Here is a 20,756-nt window from a genome sequence, read left to right as displayed (position 1 = left end):
AGAGCGCCCAAGTGGCGTCCAGCAGGTCTGCCCCCGAGGCATCGCGTACCGCCGCCCAGCAGTACGAAGCCTTCGGCCCCGAAGCCGGTGACTCGTGGGACGAGTGGAACCCCACCGCCGAGTCCATACGCCCCGTACGCGGTCGGCACCGCGTCGCCAAGCAGCGCGGCGGAATGGGCCGCAGCGGCGCCGTTCTCGGCGTCGGCATGGTCGCCGCCATCGGCGCGGGCGGTATGGCCACCGCCCAGGACAAGCCCAAGGCCCCAGTGTCCGTACCGGATCTGGGGTCTCTCGCCGAGAAGCTCCCGGACGCCTCCGAGCTGCCCGGAATCGGCGGCATGGTCGCCGACAAGGAGCCCGACACCGAGACGCTCGCCGCCCCGCTGACCCAGGCCGGCCTCAGCAGTGAGGACAGCGCCGCCGGTCAGACCGACGCGGGCGAGGCGCTGCGCGCCCGTATCCTCCAGCAGGCCGACCAGCAGCAGGCCGCCGCTGACGCGCAGGTGCGCGAGGAGGCCGCGAACGCAGCCGCCTCCGCCGCCGCGGAGAAGGCGTCCGAGGCCGCCGACGCGGAGCGCAAGGCCGAGGCCGAGCGCAAGCGCAAGGCCGAGGAGGAGCGCAAGCGCAAGGCGGAGGAGGAGCGGCTGCGCAAGCTCGCCGCCAGCTACACCCTGCCGCTCGCGGGCTTCCAGCTGACCTCCGGATTCGGCGACTCCGGCTCGATGTGGTCCAGCAACCACACCGGCCAGGACTTCGCCGCCCCCAGCGGCACCCCGGTCAAGGCCGTCCACACGGGCACCGTCAAGGAAGCGGGCTGGGCCGGTTCGTACGGCTACCGCATCGTGCTGGAGCTCGATGACGGCACCGAGATCTGGTACTGCCATCTCTCCTCGATGACCAAGACCGGCGGCCAGGTCACCACCGGCGACACCATCGGCCGGGTCGGCTCGACCGGCAACTCCTCCGGCCCGCACCTCCACATGGAGGTACGGCCCGGCGGCGGCGACGCGGTCGACCCGCTCTCCTGGCTGCGCGGCAAGGGCCAGAACATCTGACAGCGGTTCCACGGCCCGGCGCGCGACCCGCGCCGGGCTCCGCTCCAGAAGGAGCCCCGAACTCCCGCCGCCCCCGCGCCGGTCGGCGCACGGGCCGGCCAGTACGGCAGGTGTGCCGTACCCCCACGCGGCGCACCTGCGCACACCGCCCGCGGCCCTGGTGAACACCCCCGTGCACCAGGGCCGTCGGCGTGCCCGGACCCGCTCCGCGCTCCGGCGGCGCCGGGAGGTCAGTCGCCCGGCGGGGTGGTGTGCCAGGGCAGCGGTCCGGGGTGGCGTCCGCCCACGGTCAGCGTGAGCTCCAGCAGTCTGCTCGGGTCGCCCAGCGTGTCGCCGTACAACTCCCGCAGCTGGCCCATCCGGTAGCGCACCGTCTGCGGATGCACGCACAGGGCCGCCGCGATCTCCTCCCGCCGGCCCTGGTGCAGCAGCCACGCCCGCAGGGTCTCGTGCAGCCGGTCGGCCGCGGCCGGACGCAGCGTGGCCAGCGGCGCCAGCGTGCGGCTGCGCAGATCGTGCAGCGCCTCGGGGTCGGCGTGGAGGACCAGCTCGGCCAGGTGGTCCTCGCTGTCCACCGGAGTGCTGCGGCCCGGCGTCGGCTGCTTGCGGTCGGACGACTCCGACGACGGCGCCAACTGTCGTACGCGCCGGGCCCGTTCGTAGGAGGCCGCGGCGCGGGTCCACTCCCTGGCAGGGCCGGCCACCGCGTCGCAGTTGCCCAGCGCGCGCAGCAGTGCGCGCCGTCCCGCCCCTTCCGCGTCCGGTACGAGGAGTACGGCCAGCCCGTCGGCGGCCAACTCCGCGATGTCGTCGGCGGCCGAGAGCGTACGGGCGTCGAGCGCGGTCAGCGCCCCGGACGCCTGGGCGCGGGGGAGGAGTACCGCGGTCAGGGTGCGTGGCGGGTCCCAGGCGGCGGACTCCGCGGCGGACTGCAACTGCTGCTGCGTCGCCCCGGTCAGCAGAGCGGAGGCGAGCAGCTCGCGGGAACGCTGCCGGGCCCGGCCGAGCTGCGCCAGCTGTGCCGCGTGCCCGGCCATGCTCGCCGCCGACAGCTCGTCGATGTAGGCGAAGACCAGTTCCGCGAAGCGTGCCAGCATCGGCGCCGGGATTCCCCCGGCCACCGCGGCGGTGGACAGTTCGCGCCACGAGACGCGGGCGCCCACCCGGTAGGCGGCGAGCAGCGCCTCCATGCTCCGGCCGCTGCGGGCCTCGCCGCGCCCCAGCCCGTACGCGGCGTCGACGACCGGGCTCAGCGGGGTGGCCGGATCGCCGCTCAGCGGCTGGGAGGCGAGGTCGAGGAAGGCGCCGAGGGCGAGGCGTACGGCGTTGTCGATGTTCGCGCCCATCTTGCCGCTGAGGTCGTTGGCGTAGCCGGGCACGCCGACGATGATCGCGTCGACCGCCCGGCGCGACACCTCGGGCAGATGGGCACGGAGCATCTCGGTCAGCTCGGGGCTGAGCCGAAGTCCCTCGTCGCCGAGCGCCGCGGCCCGGGCCCCGTCCGGCTCCTCGGCGGGGACGGGAGTCGGCGCGGGCGTGGGTACGGGCGCGGGTGTCGCCGCGCCGGCCGGAGCGGTGCCTTGCTGCTCCGGAGTTCCGTCGAAGCCGTCTGCTGCCGCCATGCGTCCCCCCGAATTGTTCGTGTGTCACAAAATGATGCCATCGATTCACGTACCAGAGACAGGACTTTACGCCCCAGGGTGCATGAACCTGGAGGCATGTCACGTACCGAAGGACGCTCCTCGAGCCGGGGGCAGAGCCCCGCCCGTGTGGCCGGCTGGCTCAGGGGCCGGGCGCTGTCGCTCGCCGAGACGGTGACGACACCGCTGCTCCCGGACGACTACCTGGACCTGGTCAACCCGCTGCGCGCGGGCGCCCGGCTGCGCGGACGCGTTCTGGACGTCCGCAAGGAGACCGCGGACTCCGCCTCGCTGCTGATCCGGCCCGGACGCGACTGGCTCGGCCACACCCCCGGCCAGTACGTCCGGCTGGGGATCGACGTCGAGGGCGTACGGCTGTGGCGGGCGTACTCGGTGACCTCGCTCGCCGCCCCGCCCGACGGGGACGACCGGGGCCGCCCCGGGCCCGCGCCCTTCACCATCACCGTCAAGGCGATGGCGGACGGTGTCGTCAGCAACCATCTGGTGCATCGCACCCAGCCCGGCGCGATCGTCCAACTCGACCAGCCCTGCGGCGACTTCGTCCTTTCGGACCCGCTGCCGGCCAAGGCCCTCTTCCTCACCGCGGGCAGCGGCGTCACCCCGGTGATGGGGATGCTCCGCAACCACGGCCATGCGCTGCGCGACGCCGTCGTGGTGCACTCCGCGCCCACCCGGGACGAGGTGATCTTCGGCCGCGAGCTGCGCCGGATGGCCGCGGACGGCCGTATCCGGCTGCTGGAGCGGCACACCGACGCGCAGGGCCTGCTGACCGCCGACGACCTGCTCGCGCTCGTGCCCGACCTCGACGAGCGGGAGACCTGGGCCTGCGGGCCGACCGGGCTGCTGGACACCGCCGCCGGGCTCTGGGAGAGCAGGGGCGCGGCCGACCGGCTGCACACCGAGCGCTTCCGCCCCACGGTCCTGACCACGGGCGAGGGCGGCACGGTGAGCTTCACCCGTTCCGGGGTGAACGCGGAGGCGCCCGGCAACACCCCGCTGCTCGAAGTCGGCGAGGAGGCAGGGGTGTTGATGCCCTCCGGCTGCCGCATGGGCATCTGCTACGGCTGCGTCACCCCGTTGCGCCAGGGCAGTGTCCGTGATCTGCGCGACGGCAGCGTCGTGACCGCCGTCCCCGGCGACGACGTACTGGTGCAGACGTGTGTGTCGGCCGCGGCCGGCGCCTGCGAGCTGGACCGTTGACCGCACCGCGCCCCGTACGCGTCCCGTATCCGCACCGCGCCCGTACGCGTCCCGCACGTTCCGCGGGCGTGAGCACCCGCGCTCCGCACCCGCCAGCCCACCGCCCGCCGACACCGTGAGGCCCACCCCATGACCGCCCTGCAGAACAAAGAGCACAACCCCGTCGCCCACCTGACCGACGAGGACGTCGAGCAGCTCGGCGTCGAACTCGACGCCATCCGCGCGGAGGTGCTCGCCACCCGCGGCGAGCACGACGCCGCGTACATCAGGAAGGTGATCGCCGCCCAGCGCGCCCTGGAGGTGGCCAGCCGCGGGCTGCTGCTGTTCAGCGGACGCCGCTCGGCGTGGTGGATCGGTACGGCCGGCCTGTCGGTGGCCAAGATCCTCGAGAACATGGAGATCGGCCACAACATCATGCACGGCCAGTGGGACTGGATGCGCGACCCCGCGATCCACTCCACCACCTGGGAGTGGGACAACGCCTCGCCCGCCGACCTGTGGAAGCACTCCCACAACGAGCTGCACCACACGTACACCAACGTCATCGGCCGCGACAACGATCTCGGCTACGGCATCATGCGCGTCGACGAGGACCAGAAGTGGAGCACGTTCCACCTCGGCCAGCCGGTCTGGAACGTGCTCAACGCGATGGTCTTCGAGTACTCCATCGCCGCCTACGACCTGGAGATCGGCCGCTACCTCGCCGGCCGCACCGAGAAGGCCGAGTTCCGCGCCAAGGCCAAGTCGGTCCTGCACAAGATCCGTCGCCAGGCCACCAAGGACTACGTGGTCCACCCGGTCCTCTCCGGCCGCAACGCGCGCACCACGCTCACCGCGAACCTGACCGCCAACCTCGTCCGCAACGTGTGGACGCACTCGGTGATCATGTGCGGGCACTTCCCCGAAGGCGTCGAAACCTTCACCAAGCACTCGATCGAGGGCGAGACCCGCGGGCAGTGGTATCTGCGGCAGATGCTCGGCTCGGCCAACATCAGCGGCAGCCCCGCCCTGCACCTGATGACCGGCAACCTCTCCCACCAGATCGAGCACCACCTCTTCCCGGACCTGCCGAGCAACCGGTACCAGGAGGTCGCCCCCAAGGTCCGCGCGGTCTGCGAGAAGTACGGACTGCCCTACCGCACGGGTTCGTTCCCCAAGCAGCTCGGCTCGGTCTGGAAGAAGGTCTGCCGGCTCGCGCTGCCGCCCGCCGGCACCTCCCTCCGCGGCTCCTCGCGGTCCTCGTCGAAGGGCAGGACCGACTCCGCCGCGCCGGCGAGCGCGGCCAAGCCCGCCACCGGCCCGCGCACCGCGGTCGGCTCCGGCGTACGGCGGGCCGCCGGAATCTCCGCGGGGCAGCGCGTGCGTACGCCCCCGCGAGCACGGAATCGGCGGTACGGGTGCGTGTGCGGCGGCTGCTCCGACCCGTTGCACGGACTCGTCGCGGACGACCCGTCGAGCCCGGGTCTCTGCCGGACCCGGTGCGTATCGCCAGCGCACAGCCCTGTTGCGGCCTCCGCGGGCCCGCGCTGTTCCTGCGTCACCCGCTGCGAGAGCAGCTGGGTGATTCCTCCCGGTTTGCGGGTTTGGATGTCACGGTGCGCAATGGGAAGTGGCGTGTCTCTTCGTCGGGGAAGGTTCCCCGCGGCGCGCGTGACGTGGAGGGCACATCTATGGCTTCCGATGACAGCGCAGGCCGGCTGACTTCTGACGAGATCAGTGGGCTGAACGTGTACGCGACCGACGGCTCGAAGCTCGGCTCCGTCGCGCAGGTCTACATCGACGACGTATCGGACGAACCCGCATGGGTGACGGTCAAGACCGGGCTCTTCGGCACGAAGGAAAGCTTCATCCCGCTGGCCGGTGCTCGTCGTGAGGGTGCAGACCTGCACATCCTCTACGACAGCGAGCGGGTGAAGGAGGCTCCGCGCATGGACGCGGACCAGCACCTGGACCCCTCCCAGGAGGGCGAGCTCTACCGGCACTACGGTCTGACGGCCTCCGGCGGCGGCCGGAACGCCGAAGGGACCGGTGGGCGCGGCGACATGGACGGTCGCAACGCCGGAATGGCCGGTACCGGAACGGCTGCCGCGGCAGGCGGTATGGGCACCAGGCCCGGCAAGGGCGACCGGAAGGGCATGGCGGACGACACCACCATGGCCGGCCGGCCCCGCGCGGACGCCACCGACGCCGACCTCCGCGGTCCTTCGTCCGAGGACACCCGGGCCGGCATGGGCGACGGCTACATGACCCTCTCCGAGGAGCAGATTCGCGTCAGCACCAACACCGAGGAACGCGAGATCGGGCGGGCCCGACTGCGGAAGTACATCGTCACCGAGCACGTGACGACCACGATCCCGGTCAGCCACGAGGAGGTACGGCTCGTCCGCGAGCCCATCTCCGAGTCCGACCGCGGTCGGGGTGTCGGGCGCATCGAGGAGGAGGAACTGGAGGTCACGCTCCACGAGGAGCGTCCGAGCGTGCGCAAGGAGGCCGTCGCCGTCGAACGGGTCCGCCTGGAGACGGAGAAGGTCACCGAGCAGCAGGAGATCTCCGCCGACGTCCGCAAGGAGCAGGTGGAGTACGACCCCGGACGCAAGGACGGGAAGGAGATGCCGGGCGAGGGCAAGGGCGGCAAGGGCCGCCACTCCTGATCCCGACGCCGCGGCCCGCAGGGGCCGCGGAACCGGAACGCACCGGCCCCGGTGCGCCCGGCTCCCCGGCGAGAAGCAGGCGGGGTACGGCGCCACCCGGCGGGGAAACTCGCCGGGTGGCGCCCCGTCGTGCGCCCGAACCCCGTCGTGCGCCCGGCCGGGGCGGGCACCGGCCGGACCCGGACGGTGGGCGGCCCGGGTGGTGCACCGTCCGGGTGGTGCACGGCCCCGTGGTGCGCGTACGAGCCGTGCCGAGCCGTACGGGGTGCGGCCGGCGTGCGGACGGCGGGTGTCGGCGCTGTCGGGCGCGGCGCCGACTGCCGTGTCGCGGGGCGGTGTCGGGGGAAAGGTGCGAGGCGGCGGACGAGGCCGGTTGCCGGTCCGCGGGGACGTACGGGTCGGGCCCCGGGAGCGGGGTGGGCACCTTCAGGGTCGATCTCAGGGACAACCCTGGTGTGCCCGGCGGTTCTTCGGGAAGATAATCCGAGCATGGGTGAGTACAGCGCAGGAAGTGCGCCGGACGGGTCGCGGAACCACCACCCCGTGGGGGGAAGGTTTCCGCCCGAGCTGAGCCATGTGCGGCTTTCGGACGCCGAACGGGACGCCATCGCCACGGAGTTGGGCGCCGCCGTCGCCGAGGGGCGACTGACGCCGGACGAGCACGTGGAGCGGCTGGACGTGCTGTTCGCCGCCAAGACGCAGGGCGAGCTGGAGCCGTTGCTCGCCGATCTCCCGTCCCCGCACGCCCGGTTCGGCCCGCGGCCCTCCGGGCCGGTGCCGGCCGCCGGGTTCGGCCCGCCGCCCGGCCCGCACGATCCGAACCGACCGCTGCACGGCGCCGAGCGCCTGGTCGACGCCCGGCCGAGCAGCCTGCACGCGAACACCTCGATGTCCTCGGTGGTGCGCAGCGGCAACTGGGTCGTACCCGGCCGCTACCCCGCCACGAGCTTCTGCGGCTCGGTCACCCTGGACCTGCGCGAGGCACGCTTCCTCTCCCGGGAGACGTCCATCAAGGCGGACACCTACTGCGGTTCGGTGGAGATCGTGGTCCCCGACGACGTGGTCGTCCGCGTCGACGGTACGGCGATCATGGGCTCGTACGGGTTGGACGGGGACCGCCCGCGCATCGACGATCCGTACGCCCCCGTCGTCAACATCACCGGTTACGCGTTCATGGGCGCCGTCTGGGCGATCTACCGGCCGCGCGCCCACCAGGCCCGGCCCCGCCGCTGGTGGCAGCGGGCGATGGGAGCGCCCGAGCAGCAGGTCGAGCAGGGCCTGTACCTGACCAAGGGGCAGAAGCAGCTGGGGTACTGACCCGCCTCGGGTCCGACGGCCGGCCGCCCCCTGTTTCCCGGGGCGCGCCGGGCTTACGGCCGCCTTAGGTACGGGCCGTAGGGTGACGCCATATGGCTACCGACAACGCGAAGAACCGCGACACCCACGACCCGAAGACCGCCGACGGGGAGCAGGCGGCCACCGACCCGGTCGCCGATGCCAAGGCCGCCGACGCCAAGCTCGACGAGGCCAGGGCGACCGATGTCGCCGAGCCCGCGGACAGCGTCGACGCCGGAGCGAAGACCGTCGACGTCGATACGAAGTCCGACAGCGCGGCGGGCGCCACTCCGGCTGCCGCAACCGCCACCCGTACCTCGCGCACCGACGCGGAGACCGACGGCAAGAGCGACGTGCGCCCGAAAGGCAGCGGTTCCGACGACTCCGAGGCGTCCGACTCCGACGAGGACGATTCCGACGAACACGACTCCGACGAACACGGCTCCGGGGACGCCGTGGACCGGGCCGGCTCCGCGAGCGCGGGATTCGGCTCCGGCGCGGCGGCGATGGTCAGTGCCGGACTCGGCCTGACCGCACTGGTGGGCAGCCCGGTCAGCGAGATGCTCCGCTCCCGCGAGGAGCTGGTCGGGCAGATCGAGAGCGGCGGCCAGGGCAGCGCGGATCAGCAGATCGACGTGCTGTACAGCTCCCCCTGGCATCTGGCAGCTCTCGTCAACGGCGTCTTCGCGCTGCTCGCGGTGATTCTCGGCGGAGTGCTCCTGGCCGCGATCTCCTCGCGCGCCGACACCCGCTCGTGGGTGAAGTCCGTCGCGCTGGCCGGCATCGTTCTCGGTGTCCTCGGGCTCTTCATGGCCCTCGGCATGTACTTCGACCTCTTCGCCGGCACTCCCACCGTTCCGGCCGCCCCGCAGGGCAGTTGACGCACCCGCGCCACCCACGGCGCGCACCCCGCCGCTTCGGTTTCGGTCGGGCGCCGGGCCTCCGCGCCCGGCGCCCGACGCTTCGAGTCGGCCCGCCTGTCGTCCGTCGCCTGTCGCAGGTCGCCCGTCGTTTCCGGCCTGCCGTCGCGGTGTCCCGGCGTTCCGGCGTTCCCGTCCGGCGGCCCGGGGCCACAGGCCGTCGGCCCGGCTGCGGCCGTTTCGGCTTGGGGCGGCGGGTGGTTGACGTTCTCACCCGGTCGTGACGGTGGCCGACCGGACGAACGCGGCCTCGGTCTCGGCGGTGGCGAGATGGGCGTTGATGTGGGCGCCGGCCAGAGCCCCCGCGGCGGCGGACTGGCCTACCTGAGCGGTCGGGTCGGCGACGTTCCCCGCCGCCCACACGCCCGGCACCCCGGTCGTACCGGCGAGCCCGGTGACGACCCTGCGGCCCATCCCGCCCGGCAGCTCCTCCATCGGGAGACGGAGCGCGTCCAGGCCGTCGGTCCGGGCGACCATCGTGCTCGCGACCGCCAGCACCCGCCGGGCCGCGAACTCGCCGCCGGCCAACCGCACTCCGGCGACGCCGCTGTCCGCGGTCCTGCCGGCCCCGGTTCCGTCGGCCGGTTCGTCACTGTCCGCGGCTTTGCGGTCCGTGGCGCTGCCGTGCGCGTCGCTGCTGCTCGCGCCGCTGTCGTCCGCGGCGCGTACGACCTCGGTCACCGGGGCGTCGACGATGCGGATGCCGCGGGCGGCGAAGCGCGCGCGGGTGTCCTCGTCCAGCTCGGTGCCGCGGGTGAAGTAGACGAGATCGTCGGTCAGTTGGCGGAACAGCAGCGCGTGGTGGGCCGAGGCGGGGCCGACGGCGAGGATACCGATGGGTGCGTCCCGCACCTCCCAGCCGTGGCAGTACGGGCAGTGCACCACCCCGTGCCCCCAGTGCTCCGCCAGGCCCGGGATCTCCGGCAACCCGTCCCGTACGCCGGTGGCCACGAGCAGACGGCGCGCGGTGAGGGCGCGACCGTCGGCCAGCGTCACCGTGAACAGCGGGTCATCCTCCGGGAACGCCGCCGAACGTCGTGCCGCGACGGAGGCCCGCTCCTCTGCGGCGGGGCCCACCGGTACGGCGGAGGCGACGGTGCCGTGCGCCACCAGCCCGCCGTATCGGCGCACCTCGGCCCTGCCGCGGCGCAGGAGTTCGGCCGGTGGTGTGCCGTCCAGCGCGAAGAGCCCGTGGACGCCTTCGGCGGGAGCGTTGCGCGGAGCACCGCTGTCCAGCACGAGGACCGAGCGGCGCGAACGGGCAAGCATCAGCGCGCCGTTCAGCCCCGCCGCGCCGCCGCCGATCACCACCGCGTCGAGCGTTCCGTCGGGGATCGCGTCGCCCGCGTCGTCGGGGTCGACGGCCCGGTCGGGGGCGGGGTGTTCCGCGGTGCCGGTGTTGTTCCCGGTGTCTGCGCTGCTCATCTGCTTCGCCTCCTGCGGAGTTGCTCCGGCGGCCGGGTACAGGTCTCGGTACCGGTGGCCGGTCGGTGCGGGTGCCGTCGGTGGTGCGACACCTCTTCTTCTTGCACGCTAGCCAGGTTTGCGATGCGCGCATAATATATTGCGCATGACGCAAGAGGATGGCGATCTCGACGGCCTCGTACGCAAACGGGTCCGTGCCCTGCGGCTGGCGCGGGGCTGGTCGCTGGAGGAGCTGGCACGACGCGCCCACCTGAGCCAGTCCACCCTCAGCCGCATCGAGAACGGCGGTCGGCGGCTGGCCCTGGACAGCCTGGTCACCCTGGCCCGCGCGCTGGACACCACCCTGGATCAGCTCGTCGAGAGCGCCTCGGACGACGTCGTCATCAGCCCCGTCGTCGACGCCGCGCACGGTGCGATGCTCTGGCCGGTGCGCAGCGACCCCGGCGTCACCGTGGTGCGCCGCCGACTGACCGAACCGCCCGCCGAGAACCCGGCGCGCATGTACGCCCACCCCGGACGGGAGTGGCTGGTCGTCCTGTCCGGCACCGCCGTACTGCTGCTGGGGAACCGGCGCCTGCGGATCGAGACCAACCAGGCCGCCGAGTTCCCCACCATGCTGCCGCACGCCATCGGAGCCGAGGGCGGCCAACCGTGCGAGATCCTCGGCATCTTCGACCGCGACGCCCACCGCGACCACACACGCCGCCACGAAGGCGACTGAACACCCGACCGGCGACACCGGTAGCGCGGCCGGTCGGTCGGGGGAGAGCGCGGCCGGCGGCGCGACCGTACGCGGGTGGCCCGGTGCGCGGCTGAGCGCGCGAGAAGACGCCGGCTCGTGCCGCCGGTGACGCTCGTGCCGGCGGCCACTCGGCCCGGCGAGGTGCAACCCCCGCCGCCTCGCGGGCCGTTGATGCCTCTCGTCCCGCTCGCCCCCGGCCCGTGTCGTCGTGCGAACTACCGGCCTGTGCCCCTGCGTTCCGCTCGACGCCGCGCGGCATCGTGCGCCGTGCGCAGCAGGGTCAGCGCCGACTCGTACGTGCGCGCCCCGGGGTTGACGATCGACACCCACCCCTGCGCCCGGTACACCGGGTGCGCGAAGACGACATCGGTGGCGGTGAAGTGCGCGGGCGCCGCGTCGGTGCGCGGACTCTCGCCGGTGAGTTCCGTGAACAGCTCGGCGCCGACGTGGATGTTCAGCCGTCGCCGGTCGGCGAGGTCGAGGTCGTTGGTGGTGTCACCGGGAAGGTTCTTGGTGACGACGGTCGCGTACGACTGTTCGCGCTGCGGGACGCGGCCGTCCGGCGCCCAGTAGAAGAAGTGGTCGCCCAGCGCGATCTCGGGATACCCGTCGCCCGCCACGGGAGCGAGTTCCAGAACTCCGGGAAACGTGCGGACACTTTCGAGGATTCGGTCCATGCTCATGGTTCAAGCGTGGACTTGAAGTGCCTGTGGAGGGTTGGATGAACCGACCGGACGCCGAGCCGGCAGCACCGAGGAAGTGGATGAGCACGTCGGCCGTGGCCGCCGCCTCCGGCTACTCGGTGCAGCAGGTGCGAAACCTGGAGGCGTGCGGCGTGCTCCCCGCCGCACCCCGTGCGGAGAACGGCTACCGGCACTTCGCTGTCGTACACCTGAAAACCCTCCACGCGTACCGTGCTCTTGCCCTGGCGGTCGGCCCTGTCGTGGCCCGGACGGCGATGCGCCGGCTCCGCGACCTGCCGTACGACCGGGGCGCCGCGTTGCTCTGCGCGTTCCACACCGGGCTCAACGAAGAACGCGAGCAGGCTCTCGCGGCCCGCCGCGCCCTGGAGACCATCAACGCCGAACGAGCGGACGACACCGACCCCGCAGCCGACACCGACCCCGCGCACGACACCGACCCCGCGCACGAGACCGGCCCCGCGCACGACACCGACCCCGCGCACGGCGGAGACGACTCCATGACCATCACGGAGCTGTCGCAGGCGCTCGGGGTCAGGCCATCCACGCTCCGCTTCTGGGAGTCGGCAGGACTGGTCGCGCCGCAACGGATCGCCACTCGCGCCGGCAGCGCCCGCCGCTACCACCTGCCCGCGATCCGGGAGGCCCGTATCACCGCGGCCCTGCGCGCCGGTGGCTACCGGGTCCCGGACGTACGTCGCGCCCTCACCGCGGTTCGCGACCTCCACGACGTACGCGACCCGCTCGCCGCACTCGACGCCCGACTGGACGCCATCGCCCACCGCTCCCTCACCCTCCTCCGCGCCGGCGCGGAGGAGGGTGAGGGAGCGGTGGGCGATGGCGTCCAGTCGGGCGTCGAGTGCGGCGAGCGGGTCGCGTACGTCGTGGAGGTCGCGAACCGCGGGTGAGGGCGAGTGGGCATGTCCTTCGGCAGGGCAACAGAGAGTCAGTGGGGAGCGACGGATCGTGCAACTGCCTTCTGTTCAGACGCTGTTGCTCCTCCTAGGGTCGCCGCATGAGCGATGTGTCAGCTGGAGTGCCGGAGCAGGCGAGCCCGACGCTGCGTCGCCTCGTGGGCGACGAGGTCTGGAGCGATCTGTTGGAGCAGTCGTATCCTCGGCGACACTCCGTTGGCGACACCCTGCTGCGACAGGGCGACCCCGGTACACATGTGCTCGCGCTGTGCGCGGGAGTGGTCAAGGTGACCCGGCGGGAGCAGAGCGGCGATCTCGCGCTCCTGGCGTTCCGAGGCCCCGGCGAGCTGCTGGGCGAAGTAGCGGTGTTGGACGACGATGTGCGTTCGGCCAGTATCGAGGCGATCTCGCACTGCTCGGTCGCCGTGCTGAGCAAGAAGGACTTCCTGCGGTTCGTCACGGAGCGCGATCTGTTTCCGGTGCTGGTGCGTTACGCGCTCGCCAGGCTGCGGGAGTCCGACCGCGCCCGCGGCGGTGGTGATCCCGCGGCCCGGCTCGCTGCCTCTCTGGTGAGTCTGGCCGACATCTCGGGTCGTTCGGCCACTGCGCCCGGACAGCGCCTGGAGCTGGCCCTGACACGAGAGGAGCTGGCGCAGCATCTGCGGGTGTCGCGCAACACGGTCACCGCGTGTCTGTCCGAGCTCGATCACGTACGGACCGGACGGATGCGTGTCTTCATCGACGATCTGCCCGCGTTGCGACGAGCGGCCGTGAAGCTCGACGGGTGAGGTCGGCACTCTCAAGCCGTGGTTCCCGGTGGTGTGACGGTCGTCACTGTTCTTCTGCACCGAGTGAGCACAACGTGACACCGCGTCCCGCGAAGCTCGTTGAAACAAGCCCGTAGGGAAGTGAAGGAGTCCCGATGTCGCAGTCGCACCAGCCGCCGTCTCTGTCCGAAACCCCCACCGTGTCCCACACCCGGAGTCAGCACCTCCCGCCGTACCGGGGGATCGTGGCCGTGGACGCGAAGGACTTCACCGGTTATCCGGCCAGCGAGCACGGACGTATCAGCGAGACCATTCCGCAGTTGCTGCAGCTGGCTTTCGAGCGCGCCGGCATCTCGGAGGTCTGGAAGCAGCAGAGATTTCCCTCGTCCACGGGCGACGGGTATGTCTTCGGGTTCGATCCGGCGTGGATGCCGTTCGTGATCCACCCCTGGCTGCACACCCTCCAGGAAGTGCTCACTGAGTTCACCGTGCACTCCACCTGGGCCGTACGCATCCGACTCCGGGTGAGCCTTCACATCGGACCGCTGCCCGATGCGGGAGGGGAGTACGACGGCAACGGCACACCGCGCAACGACACCCATCGGCTGCTCGACTCGCGCCCGGTCAAAGCGATGCTGGCGGCTTCCAACGAGAGCATTACCCACGTCGCCGCGATCCTCTCCGACCGCTGCTACCAGGACGCGGTGGCCGGTGGGTACACCGGCCGGCACCCCGACCACTTCATCGAGGTGCCGGCGAGGGTCGACGGCAAGCAGTTCGCCCAGCAGGCGTGGCTCTACGTGCCCGCACCTTCGGGCAACCTCTACGACCGCCACATTCTGGGCGACCAGGTGGTCGAGGACGAGGGAGCGCAGCGACAGACCGACCGGGACGAGAGGCGAACGCCGCAGCGCAGGTCCGGGCATCGGTCGGTGAGGATCAGCGCTTCCCGGGGCAACGTCAACCAGGGGACAGTGCACGGCGATCAGAGCGTCAGCAACATCGACGTGAACGGCGACTACGTCGGCGGAAGCAAAGCCGGCACCGTCCACGGGAATCTGGGTGACGTCGTCCATGGCGACAAGAACGAGGGCCGCCGGTGAGCGCGAAGGAACTCTCAGCCGGTACGACACCCGAGGACGGCGAGCCACCCCGGGCAGAGTCCGAACACCCGGATGACGAGGAAGAAGCCGAGGCCGAGGACGTCGGCGGTTTCGCGGGCGCCGCAGGCATGCCCTTCGTCCAGTACGTGAACGCCCCGTATGCGAACCTCAACACCGGTTCCGTGTACGGAGACCAGAACGCGCAGAACATCGGAGCTGCGGGCAACGCGGGAGGCCGACGTGTGGAGGCACACGAGGGCTCCATCCCCGCCCAGGAGATTCTTGAGGCCAAAGCAGGCTTCGCGGAACCCGACTGGTTTCCCGCCGCGCTGAAAGAACTCGACACCGGCCTTCTGTTCTTGGCCGGGAGCCCCGGCACCGGTCGCCGAACGGCTGCGCTGAATCTGTTGTTTCAACACAGCAGCGGCAGTATGGACCTGCGCGCACTCGACAGCGATGTGGACCTGCCTTCGTGGCGGCCCACCCAGGCCGAGGCGCGCGGCTATCTCGTGTACGGCCTCTTGGCCAAGCGCCCTCTCACCTCTCCGGTGATAGCCAACTTGCTCGACCGGCTGACCGAAGTGCACGCGCGCATGGTGATCCTGCTCCCCGACGACCCCGAGTTGGCGCGCACCCTCTCGCGGGAACTCCACATCACCCCCGTGCGGTGCAGGCCACCGCAGCCCGGAGCCGTGTTCGACGCGCGCCTGCGATCCGCCGTGCCGAATCCCGCCGAACGTGACCGACTGCTGGCGCGGCTCGAGCCGGGCATGCTGGACGAGTTGCTGGCTCCGGACCTGGTTCCCTCGCAGGTCGTGGAGCTGGTCGAGGCGGTCAGCCGAGCAGGCGACACGGGGCCGGGCTTCACTGATCTCCGCGACCGGCTGAGCTTCCTCGCGGCCGGTGAAGCGCCGGAACTGATCAAGCAACTCCGGGACGACTCCGACGGACTTGCCTTCCTCCTGGCAGCGTGTGTCTTCGAAGGGCTCGACCACCGCATCGTTCAGGAGGAGGCGGAACGCCTTCTTCTCCTGGCAGACGGCAGCCTGGACTCGCTGCTTCCGGAGAGTGGGAGCAGCGACGGCGAGCGCGGCCCGGCCACGAGCGGGCCGAGGCCCAACCCGAAGTTCCTCCTGCGCCGTTCGCTCGACGAGCTGTTGCGGATGGTGCGAGCAGACTGTGCGCCCACGGAGATCCGTACCGCCTCCGGATACCTCTACAGCGTGGAGCCTGTGCGGTTCACCCGGCACCGGCAGGCTGAGGAGGTGCTGCGCCATGTGTGGCGACAGTACGGTCATCTGTCGAGTCTGCTGGCGGACTGGATGGGCAGGGTCTCCGGCAACGAGCGCGAGCTGGCGGAGCCGGCCGGCCGGGTCCTGGGCATGGCCGCCGGTTGGGGAGGCGGCCGAAGAGCGCTCAGCCACATCAGCAAGCTGGCCAACTCCGACAGCGCCACCACCCGTGCCATTGCCGCGTACGCGTTGAGCATGGCGGCAGCGGACCCGATTCTTGCGAGCGAGGTCAAGCATCGCCTCCGTGGGTGGAGTTACAGTGCCGGCCCTCAGCTGCGTTCCACGGTCGCTCATGTCTGCGGCACCGATTTCGGGGCTTCCCGCCCGGATCGGGCAATCCGCCTGTTGAGGTCCGCCTATCGCGGACGCGACGGTGAGGAGGCTGCCGTCGGCGTGAAGGTTCGAGGTTCGCTGTGCGCGCTGTCCGGAGCCGGGCGCCAGCCAACTGTCGTGCGCCGTCTCGCTGAGTGGGTCGACACCGGCGGCCGTGAAGCGGAGCTGGCGCTCTGGACCTTTCCTCAGCTCTTGTGGGAGCCCGCGTGGCTACAGGAACAGCTGGTCGGCGTCAGCGAATTCACCGAGAAGATCATTGAACTGGTCCACCGTGTACTCAATGACGACGAGCATTTCGAGGCCACCCGATCCGCGCTGCTCAACTGGTGCCGTATGGCCTACGGGTACGAGCAGCAGACGACAGCCGTCGAGACCCTGCTCACCGCGCTCGCCCAAGGCATGGCCCGCGGCGAGCTGCGGTTGTTCGTCGAGATCGATCGGTACGACGCCGAGGAGTTGGCCGGCCGACACATCGCACGCCACGCGCTGGACCGTTGGCGAAACGGCGAGTCGCCGGAGCACGGCTCCGCAACTCCCCACGGAGGACCGCATGACCACTGAGACCACCAAGCCTCTCTACAGCCGTGCTGTGCACGCCCCGTGGCGGGAAATTCTGCGGCAACGCTGGTCCGGTCGACAGGACCGTGCCCTGGTGCTGCGCGATTCTGCCGGTGTCCATCACCTCGCGGGGCCCGGGCGGGGGCACCGGTCGGCGCCCCGAGCGGTGGCTTTCGAAGCGACCGAGGCTGTGGCGGAGCCGGTCGGCGCCGCCACAGACAGGATGCGGTTGCGGGGCTACGACGCCGCGTTCCACGTCCGACTCGACGAGCAGCCGGCGACCCGCCCCGTCGCAGTACCGACGCGCTACGGGACCGAGTCGATGGACGTTCATGTGTTGTGGTGGGCCCACGACCCGGTTCAGGTTGTGCGCTCGAACACCACGCATGGCTGGCTCGTGGTGCGCCGAGCGCTCGGCAGACGCCTCCGGCACCTTTGGAGGGAGCACGCCGCGAGCGGGCAGGCATTCGGCGTGCCCGCGATGATGCAGAACCTGGCTGCGCCGGACGAGCTGCCGGAATGCGGCCTCAGCTACCGGGTGGCGGACATCTCAGCCCGGGAGGACGACAGCGAACTCATGCTGGGCGAGCCGAGCACTGCCGGCCTGCCGTACTCCTGGACGGACAAGAGTCGCGAGGAGTACGAGTTCTGCAAGCAGGCAGTGTGGGACGGCCCGGTGTCACTCGTGGCCCTCTGGCTGGTCCGTCATCCGGAGCAGGTGAGCCAGGTACTCGACTGGACGGTGGGCCACGCCGACCTGATCCGGGGAGAGACCAGCTGGCAGGACGAAGTAGCCGGACTGCTGGGCGCGTTGACGTCGCAGGAACGCAAGGAACTCAGCGAACTGCTGCGCGACCGGCTCGGCTCCCTCGGCCGACGGGTGCCCGAACAACAGGGCTCGGGAACGAACAGTGAACGGAACCGGGTCAACGGCTGGGCCGGCGGCACGGTCAAAGGGCAGCCGGCGTGACGCGGACACGCACGGGTGGGGGTCCGGTGAGAGGGTTTCGCCGGATCCCCACAGGGCGGCCGAGCCCGTCCTCGCTCTCTCGTGTCCGGCTGCGACGCAGGGCCTCCCGCCGCCGTCCGGCGGTTCCGCGCCGCGCTGAACAGAGCCGGCAGACCATCGCCGTGCTGGAGCGCTTCGCGGCTGCCAACAGCGCGGAGCTCACCAGGGCGGACACCAAGGCCGCTGTGCTTCTCGGCTTCACCGGAGCGATCCTCGGCGTGTTCGTCACCATCACCGGCGGTGCTGACGGCAGGCAGGCTCCGAGCCACTGGTGGCCGGACCTGCTGTGGTGCACGGCTGTCGTCAGCGCACTGTCGGCCGTCGTTTGTTTCGTGCTCGCGATCGCGCCGCGTCGTCGTGAGAGAAGGCCAAGGACCGAAGCCGCGCCCGAGTACTTCGAACACATCGGGCCGGACCTGGACTGCGAGCGGCTGAATCCTGTTTTCCAACGGGTCGGGCGGGACCCGGCCGGTCCGCTGCTGTCCTCTCTGATCAGGACCAGCGCGATCGTGCGCGCCAAGTATCGCTGGATCGAGGTGGGTTCGGTGCTGCTCCTCACCGCGCTTCCGCAGTTCACCCTCGTTCTGCGGCCCACCTGATGAAACGGACGACCCGTAGTCCGGTCGTCCGGAGCGCCGACCGGAGCATGCCGGTTCACCGAGCCCGCCCGACCTCTCGTACGGGTGGCCCGTTGCGCAGTCGCCCGACGGGGGCGCCCTTGACGTACCGAAAGCCGACGCCTGTTACCCCACCGGCTCGCAGGTTGTCGCGCCTTTACGGACTTTTCACTCGACGGGGGGACGGGTTTCTGAGGAAACCCTGACGAGGGCGTGCTGCACATCATGATTCTCGTGGTCCGTTCGCCAGATCGAGGGGAAATGATGCGCGATATCTTCACTCTCATCACTCAACGAATTCTGCGCGACTGCGGAAGCGAGCCCTTCTGTGCGCACATCGGAGATGTCCAGTCGTGCTCAATCAAGAGCCATCCCACGTACCTGGTGCTGCGTGAGAAATCTCAGCTCGGCCGATCGAAGTCTAGTGTTCTGAGTCGGTAGTTCTTTGGCGGTTGTAGGGTTGGGGCATGCCGGGCCCGAAGCCGTTGTCATTGGAGTTGTCCGAGCGTGAACGCCGTGTACTGCGGGGCTGGTTGCGCAAGCGGACCGCGGGGCAGGCCTTGGTGCTGCGCGCGAGGATCGTGCTGGCGTGCGCCGAGGGTCGCCCGAACGCGCGGGTCGCGCAGGAGCTCGGTATCTCGCGGGAGACGGTGCGCAAGTGGCGGTCCAGGTTCGCTGCCGACCGGCTTGAGGGGCTAATCGACGCTCCGCGTTCCGGTGCCCCGCGCCAGATCACGGACGAGCAGGTCGAGTCTCTGGTCGCCCGGACTCTTGACCAGGCACCGCCTTCGGGAGATTCGCACTGGTCGACGCGGTCGATGGCCCAGGCTGCGGGTATGTCGCAGTCGGCCGTGTCCCGGATCTGGCGGGCGTTCGGCCTCAAGCCGCACATTGTGCAGACCTGGAAGCTGTCCACCGACCCGCAGTTCGTGACCAAGGTCCGTGACGTGGTCGGCATCTACCTGTCCCCGCCGGCGAACGCCCTGGTCCTGGCCGTGGACGAGAAGTCACAGATCCAGGCCCTGGACCGAACTCAGCCCGTGCTGCCGCTGACACCGGGTACGCCGGCGCGGATGACGCACGACTACGTCCGGCACGGCACCACCAGCCTGTTCGCCGCCCTGGACATCGCCTCCGGCTCGGTCATAGCCCAGCACTACCGGCGCCATCGCCAACAGGAGTTCCTCCGCTTCCTGAAGACCATCGACGCCGCCGTACCCAAGGACCTGGACCTTCACCTGGTCTTGGACAACTACGCCACCCACAAGACCGAAGCGGTCAAGAAGTGGCTGCTGCGACACCCCCGCTTCCATCTGCACTTCACCCCCACCTCCGCCTCCTGGCTCAACCTCGTCGAGCGCTGGTTCGCCGAGCTGACCTGCCGCAAACTCCGCCGCTCGGCCCACCGCAGCGTCATCGAACTCGAACGAGACATCCGCGGCTGGATCAACGAGTGGAACAAGAACCCCAAACCGTTCGTGTGGACCAAGACCGCAGACGAGATCCTCAAAACCCTCGCCGCATACTGCACACGAACTACCGACTCAGGACACTAGGGCGAGTATGCGCCTGTGGGAGTCGGTGGGAACTCTCGCCAGAGAAGGCGACCAGCGAGAGCGGGAGAAGTGGTTGATGGTGCTGCTCGACTTGCTGACGCCGTACTTCTCCGGATGGTCCAGGCAGCTCGCGCGTGAGTCGCACCATGATGTCGCTGACATCAGATCCGCAATGATGGAAGGCGCTCTGGAAGCTTGGCATTCCAAGGCAGTCGGCACGCCCGCCGGCGAACTCCTGAATGCCATGATGCGACGGGCGTTTACCGGTGCACGTGCCCAGGTGAGCGCTGGTAGCTCGGAAACCTGTGCGTTGGAAACGGAGTACTTGGTGGAGGATGCCGTATTTGGAGACGGCTTCGCGCTGCACGCATCGTCCATCGTTGATGCCGGTGCGGTGAGAGATCCGGACGCCGATGAGCGGATTCGAGGTGAGCGCACAGGTGCCCTGCTGCGGCGGATGGGGGCCATGGAGTCCGTGAGAGATCTTCACGAAAGGCTCCGCAGTGGTCGGCGAAATGAAATGGACGCCCCCATCGTTAATCCGGCGCAAATGGGGCGCTCGTGGGTGGATGGTGCAAACCTCTACTATAGGCTGTCTGATCTCTTGCCGCAGTATATTGAATTCAAGGCGGCGGCCAATGCTGTTGGTATTTCAGAATCGCAGGCTTCGAAGATGGCGCGGAAGGGTTCCCTTCCGTTTCGGTGTCTGTGGATTGGAAACAGTCGGGTCGTCGCGGTGAGGTCGCTCATGGGTGCCTTGGATGTGCAGGACTCAATTGTGCATCCCGATGACGTGGAGAACGGTGCTTTCCATGTTGGTGAAGGATAGGGATCGCCCGCTGGGTGCTCCATGCAAGTTGGCGGCATGACCGATGTGCAGAGGGAGCGGACTCGGAGGCACCCTGTTGTGCGTCGGC

The 20,756-nt window shown here is 70.4% G+C and carries 17 protein-coding genes and 1 pseudogene; 15 read left to right on the top strand and 3 right to left on the bottom strand.

Annotation, left to right across the window (positions count from 1 at the left end; genetic code table 11):
* The first annotated feature begins 11 nt into the window (after window positions 1–11).
* Window positions 12–1,055, top strand: coding sequence for a M23 family metallopeptidase (locus JGS22_RS07175; RefSeq protein ID WP_308405556.1), 1,044 nt, complete (start codon window positions 12–14; stop codon window positions 1,053–1,055).
* A 230-nt stretch (window positions 1,056–1,285) separates the two neighbouring features.
* Here JGS22_RS07175 and JGS22_RS07170 read toward each other — a convergent pair whose 3' ends face one another.
* Window positions 1,286–2,677 carry a PucR family transcriptional regulator gene (locus JGS22_RS07170; protein WP_505011416.1) on the bottom strand — a complete coding sequence of 464 codons (1,392 nt, stop codon included), beginning with the start codon at window positions 2,675–2,677 and terminating at the stop codon, window positions 1,286–1,288.
* A 96-nt stretch (window positions 2,678–2,773) separates the two neighbouring features.
* Between JGS22_RS07170 and JGS22_RS07165 the strand changes: the two genes are divergently transcribed.
* The 5 genes and pseudogenes from JGS22_RS07165 (at window position 2,774) to JGS22_RS07145 (ending at window position 8,783) form a co-directional block, all read left to right on the top strand.
* The gene (locus JGS22_RS07165; RefSeq protein WP_211041623.1) at window positions 2,774–3,916 is read left to right on the top strand and encodes a ferredoxin reductase; all 1,143 of its coding nucleotides are present in this window, start codon (window positions 2,774–2,776) and stop codon (window positions 3,914–3,916) included.
* A gap of 129 nt (window positions 3,917–4,045) precedes the next feature.
* Window positions 4,046–5,119: pseudogene (locus tag JGS22_RS07160) on the top strand (fatty acid desaturase family protein); the annotation flags it as partial.
* Window positions 5,120–5,586: 467 nt separating this feature from the next.
* Window positions 5,587–6,567, top strand: coding sequence for a PRC and DUF2382 domain-containing protein (locus JGS22_RS07155; RefSeq protein ID WP_211042626.1), 981 nt, complete (start codon window positions 5,587–5,589; stop codon window positions 6,565–6,567).
* 489 nt (window positions 6,568–7,056) lie between these two features.
* Window positions 7,057–7,884, top strand: coding sequence for a DUF1707 SHOCT-like domain-containing protein (locus JGS22_RS07150; protein WP_211042627.1), 828 nt, complete (start codon window positions 7,057–7,059; stop codon window positions 7,882–7,884).
* A gap of 92 nt (window positions 7,885–7,976) precedes the next feature.
* Window positions 7,977–8,783: a hypothetical protein gene (locus tag JGS22_RS07145; RefSeq protein ID WP_211042628.1), complete on the top strand. Its 807-nt coding sequence runs from the start codon at window positions 7,977–7,979 to the stop codon at window positions 8,781–8,783.
* A 249-nt stretch (window positions 8,784–9,032) separates the two neighbouring features.
* Here the strand turns inward: JGS22_RS07145 and JGS22_RS07140 are convergent, their stop codons facing one another.
* The gene (locus JGS22_RS07140) at window positions 9,033–10,247 is read right to left on the bottom strand and encodes an NAD(P)/FAD-dependent oxidoreductase (RefSeq protein ID WP_211042629.1); all 1,215 of its coding nucleotides are present in this window, start codon (window positions 10,245–10,247) and stop codon (window positions 9,033–9,035) included.
* 145 nt (window positions 10,248–10,392) lie between these two features.
* Between JGS22_RS07140 and JGS22_RS07135 the strand changes: the two genes are divergently transcribed.
* Window positions 10,393–10,968 carry a helix-turn-helix domain-containing protein gene (locus JGS22_RS07135; RefSeq protein ID WP_211042630.1) on the top strand — a complete coding sequence of 192 codons (576 nt, stop codon included), beginning with the start codon at window positions 10,393–10,395 and terminating at the stop codon, window positions 10,966–10,968.
* 236 nt (window positions 10,969–11,204) lie between these two features.
* Here JGS22_RS07135 and JGS22_RS07130 read toward each other — a convergent pair whose 3' ends face one another.
* A complete protein-coding gene (locus JGS22_RS07130; protein ID WP_372454201.1) occupies window positions 11,205–11,672 on the bottom strand; it encodes a DUF6194 family protein in 468 nt (155 codons plus the stop codon).
* An 80-nt stretch (window positions 11,673–11,752) separates the two neighbouring features.
* Here JGS22_RS07130 and JGS22_RS07125 point away from each other — a divergent pair, with 80 nt between their 5' ends.
* The 8 genes from JGS22_RS07125 (at window position 11,753) to JGS22_RS07090 (ending at window position 20,668) form a co-directional block, all read left to right on the top strand.
* The gene (locus JGS22_RS07125; RefSeq protein ID WP_216814873.1) at window positions 11,753–12,598 is read left to right on the top strand and encodes a MerR family transcriptional regulator; all 846 of its coding nucleotides are present in this window, start codon (window positions 11,753–11,755) and stop codon (window positions 12,596–12,598) included.
* A 107-nt stretch (window positions 12,599–12,705) separates the two neighbouring features.
* Window positions 12,706–13,392, top strand: a complete 687-nt coding sequence (locus tag JGS22_RS07120) for a Crp/Fnr family transcriptional regulator (protein WP_236073064.1) — start codon at window positions 12,706–12,708, stop codon at window positions 13,390–13,392.
* A 134-nt stretch (window positions 13,393–13,526) separates the two neighbouring features.
* Window positions 13,527–14,474, top strand: a complete 948-nt coding sequence (locus tag JGS22_RS07115) for a hypothetical protein (RefSeq protein WP_211042785.1) — start codon at window positions 13,527–13,529, stop codon at window positions 14,472–14,474.
* Window positions 14,471–16,660 carry a hypothetical protein gene (locus JGS22_RS07110; RefSeq protein WP_308405554.1) on the top strand — a complete coding sequence of 730 codons (2,190 nt, stop codon included), beginning with the start codon at window positions 14,471–14,473 and terminating at the stop codon, window positions 16,658–16,660. Before JGS22_RS07115 ends, JGS22_RS07110 begins: the two co-directional genes overlap by 4 nt.
* The gene (locus tag JGS22_RS07105) at window positions 16,650–17,627 is read left to right on the top strand and encodes a hypothetical protein (RefSeq protein ID WP_211042787.1); all 978 of its coding nucleotides are present in this window, start codon (window positions 16,650–16,652) and stop codon (window positions 17,625–17,627) included. The genes JGS22_RS07110 and JGS22_RS07105 overlap by 11 nt, the downstream gene beginning before the upstream one ends.
* A gap of 161 nt (window positions 17,628–17,788) precedes the next feature.
* Window positions 17,789–18,265, top strand: a complete 477-nt coding sequence (locus tag JGS22_RS07100) for a Pycsar system effector family protein (RefSeq protein WP_211042790.1) — start codon at window positions 17,789–17,791, stop codon at window positions 18,263–18,265.
* A 485-nt stretch (window positions 18,266–18,750) separates the two neighbouring features.
* Window positions 18,751–19,839: an IS630 family transposase gene (locus JGS22_RS07095; RefSeq protein WP_211043833.1), complete on the top strand. Its 1,089-nt coding sequence runs from the start codon at window positions 18,751–18,753 to the stop codon at window positions 19,837–19,839.
* A 76-nt stretch (window positions 19,840–19,915) separates the two neighbouring features.
* Window positions 19,916–20,668 carry a hypothetical protein gene (locus JGS22_RS07090; protein WP_216814872.1) on the top strand — a complete coding sequence of 251 codons (753 nt, stop codon included), beginning with the start codon at window positions 19,916–19,918 and terminating at the stop codon, window positions 20,666–20,668.
* Window positions 20,669–20,756: the final 88 nt, after the last annotated feature.

Source organism: Streptomyces tardus, assembly GCF_018101125.2.
GTDB classification, from domain to species: domain Bacteria; phylum Actinomycetota; class Actinomycetes; order Streptomycetales; family Streptomycetaceae; genus Streptomyces; species Streptomyces tardus.
This window is presented reverse-complemented; position numbering and strand designations above follow the sequence as displayed.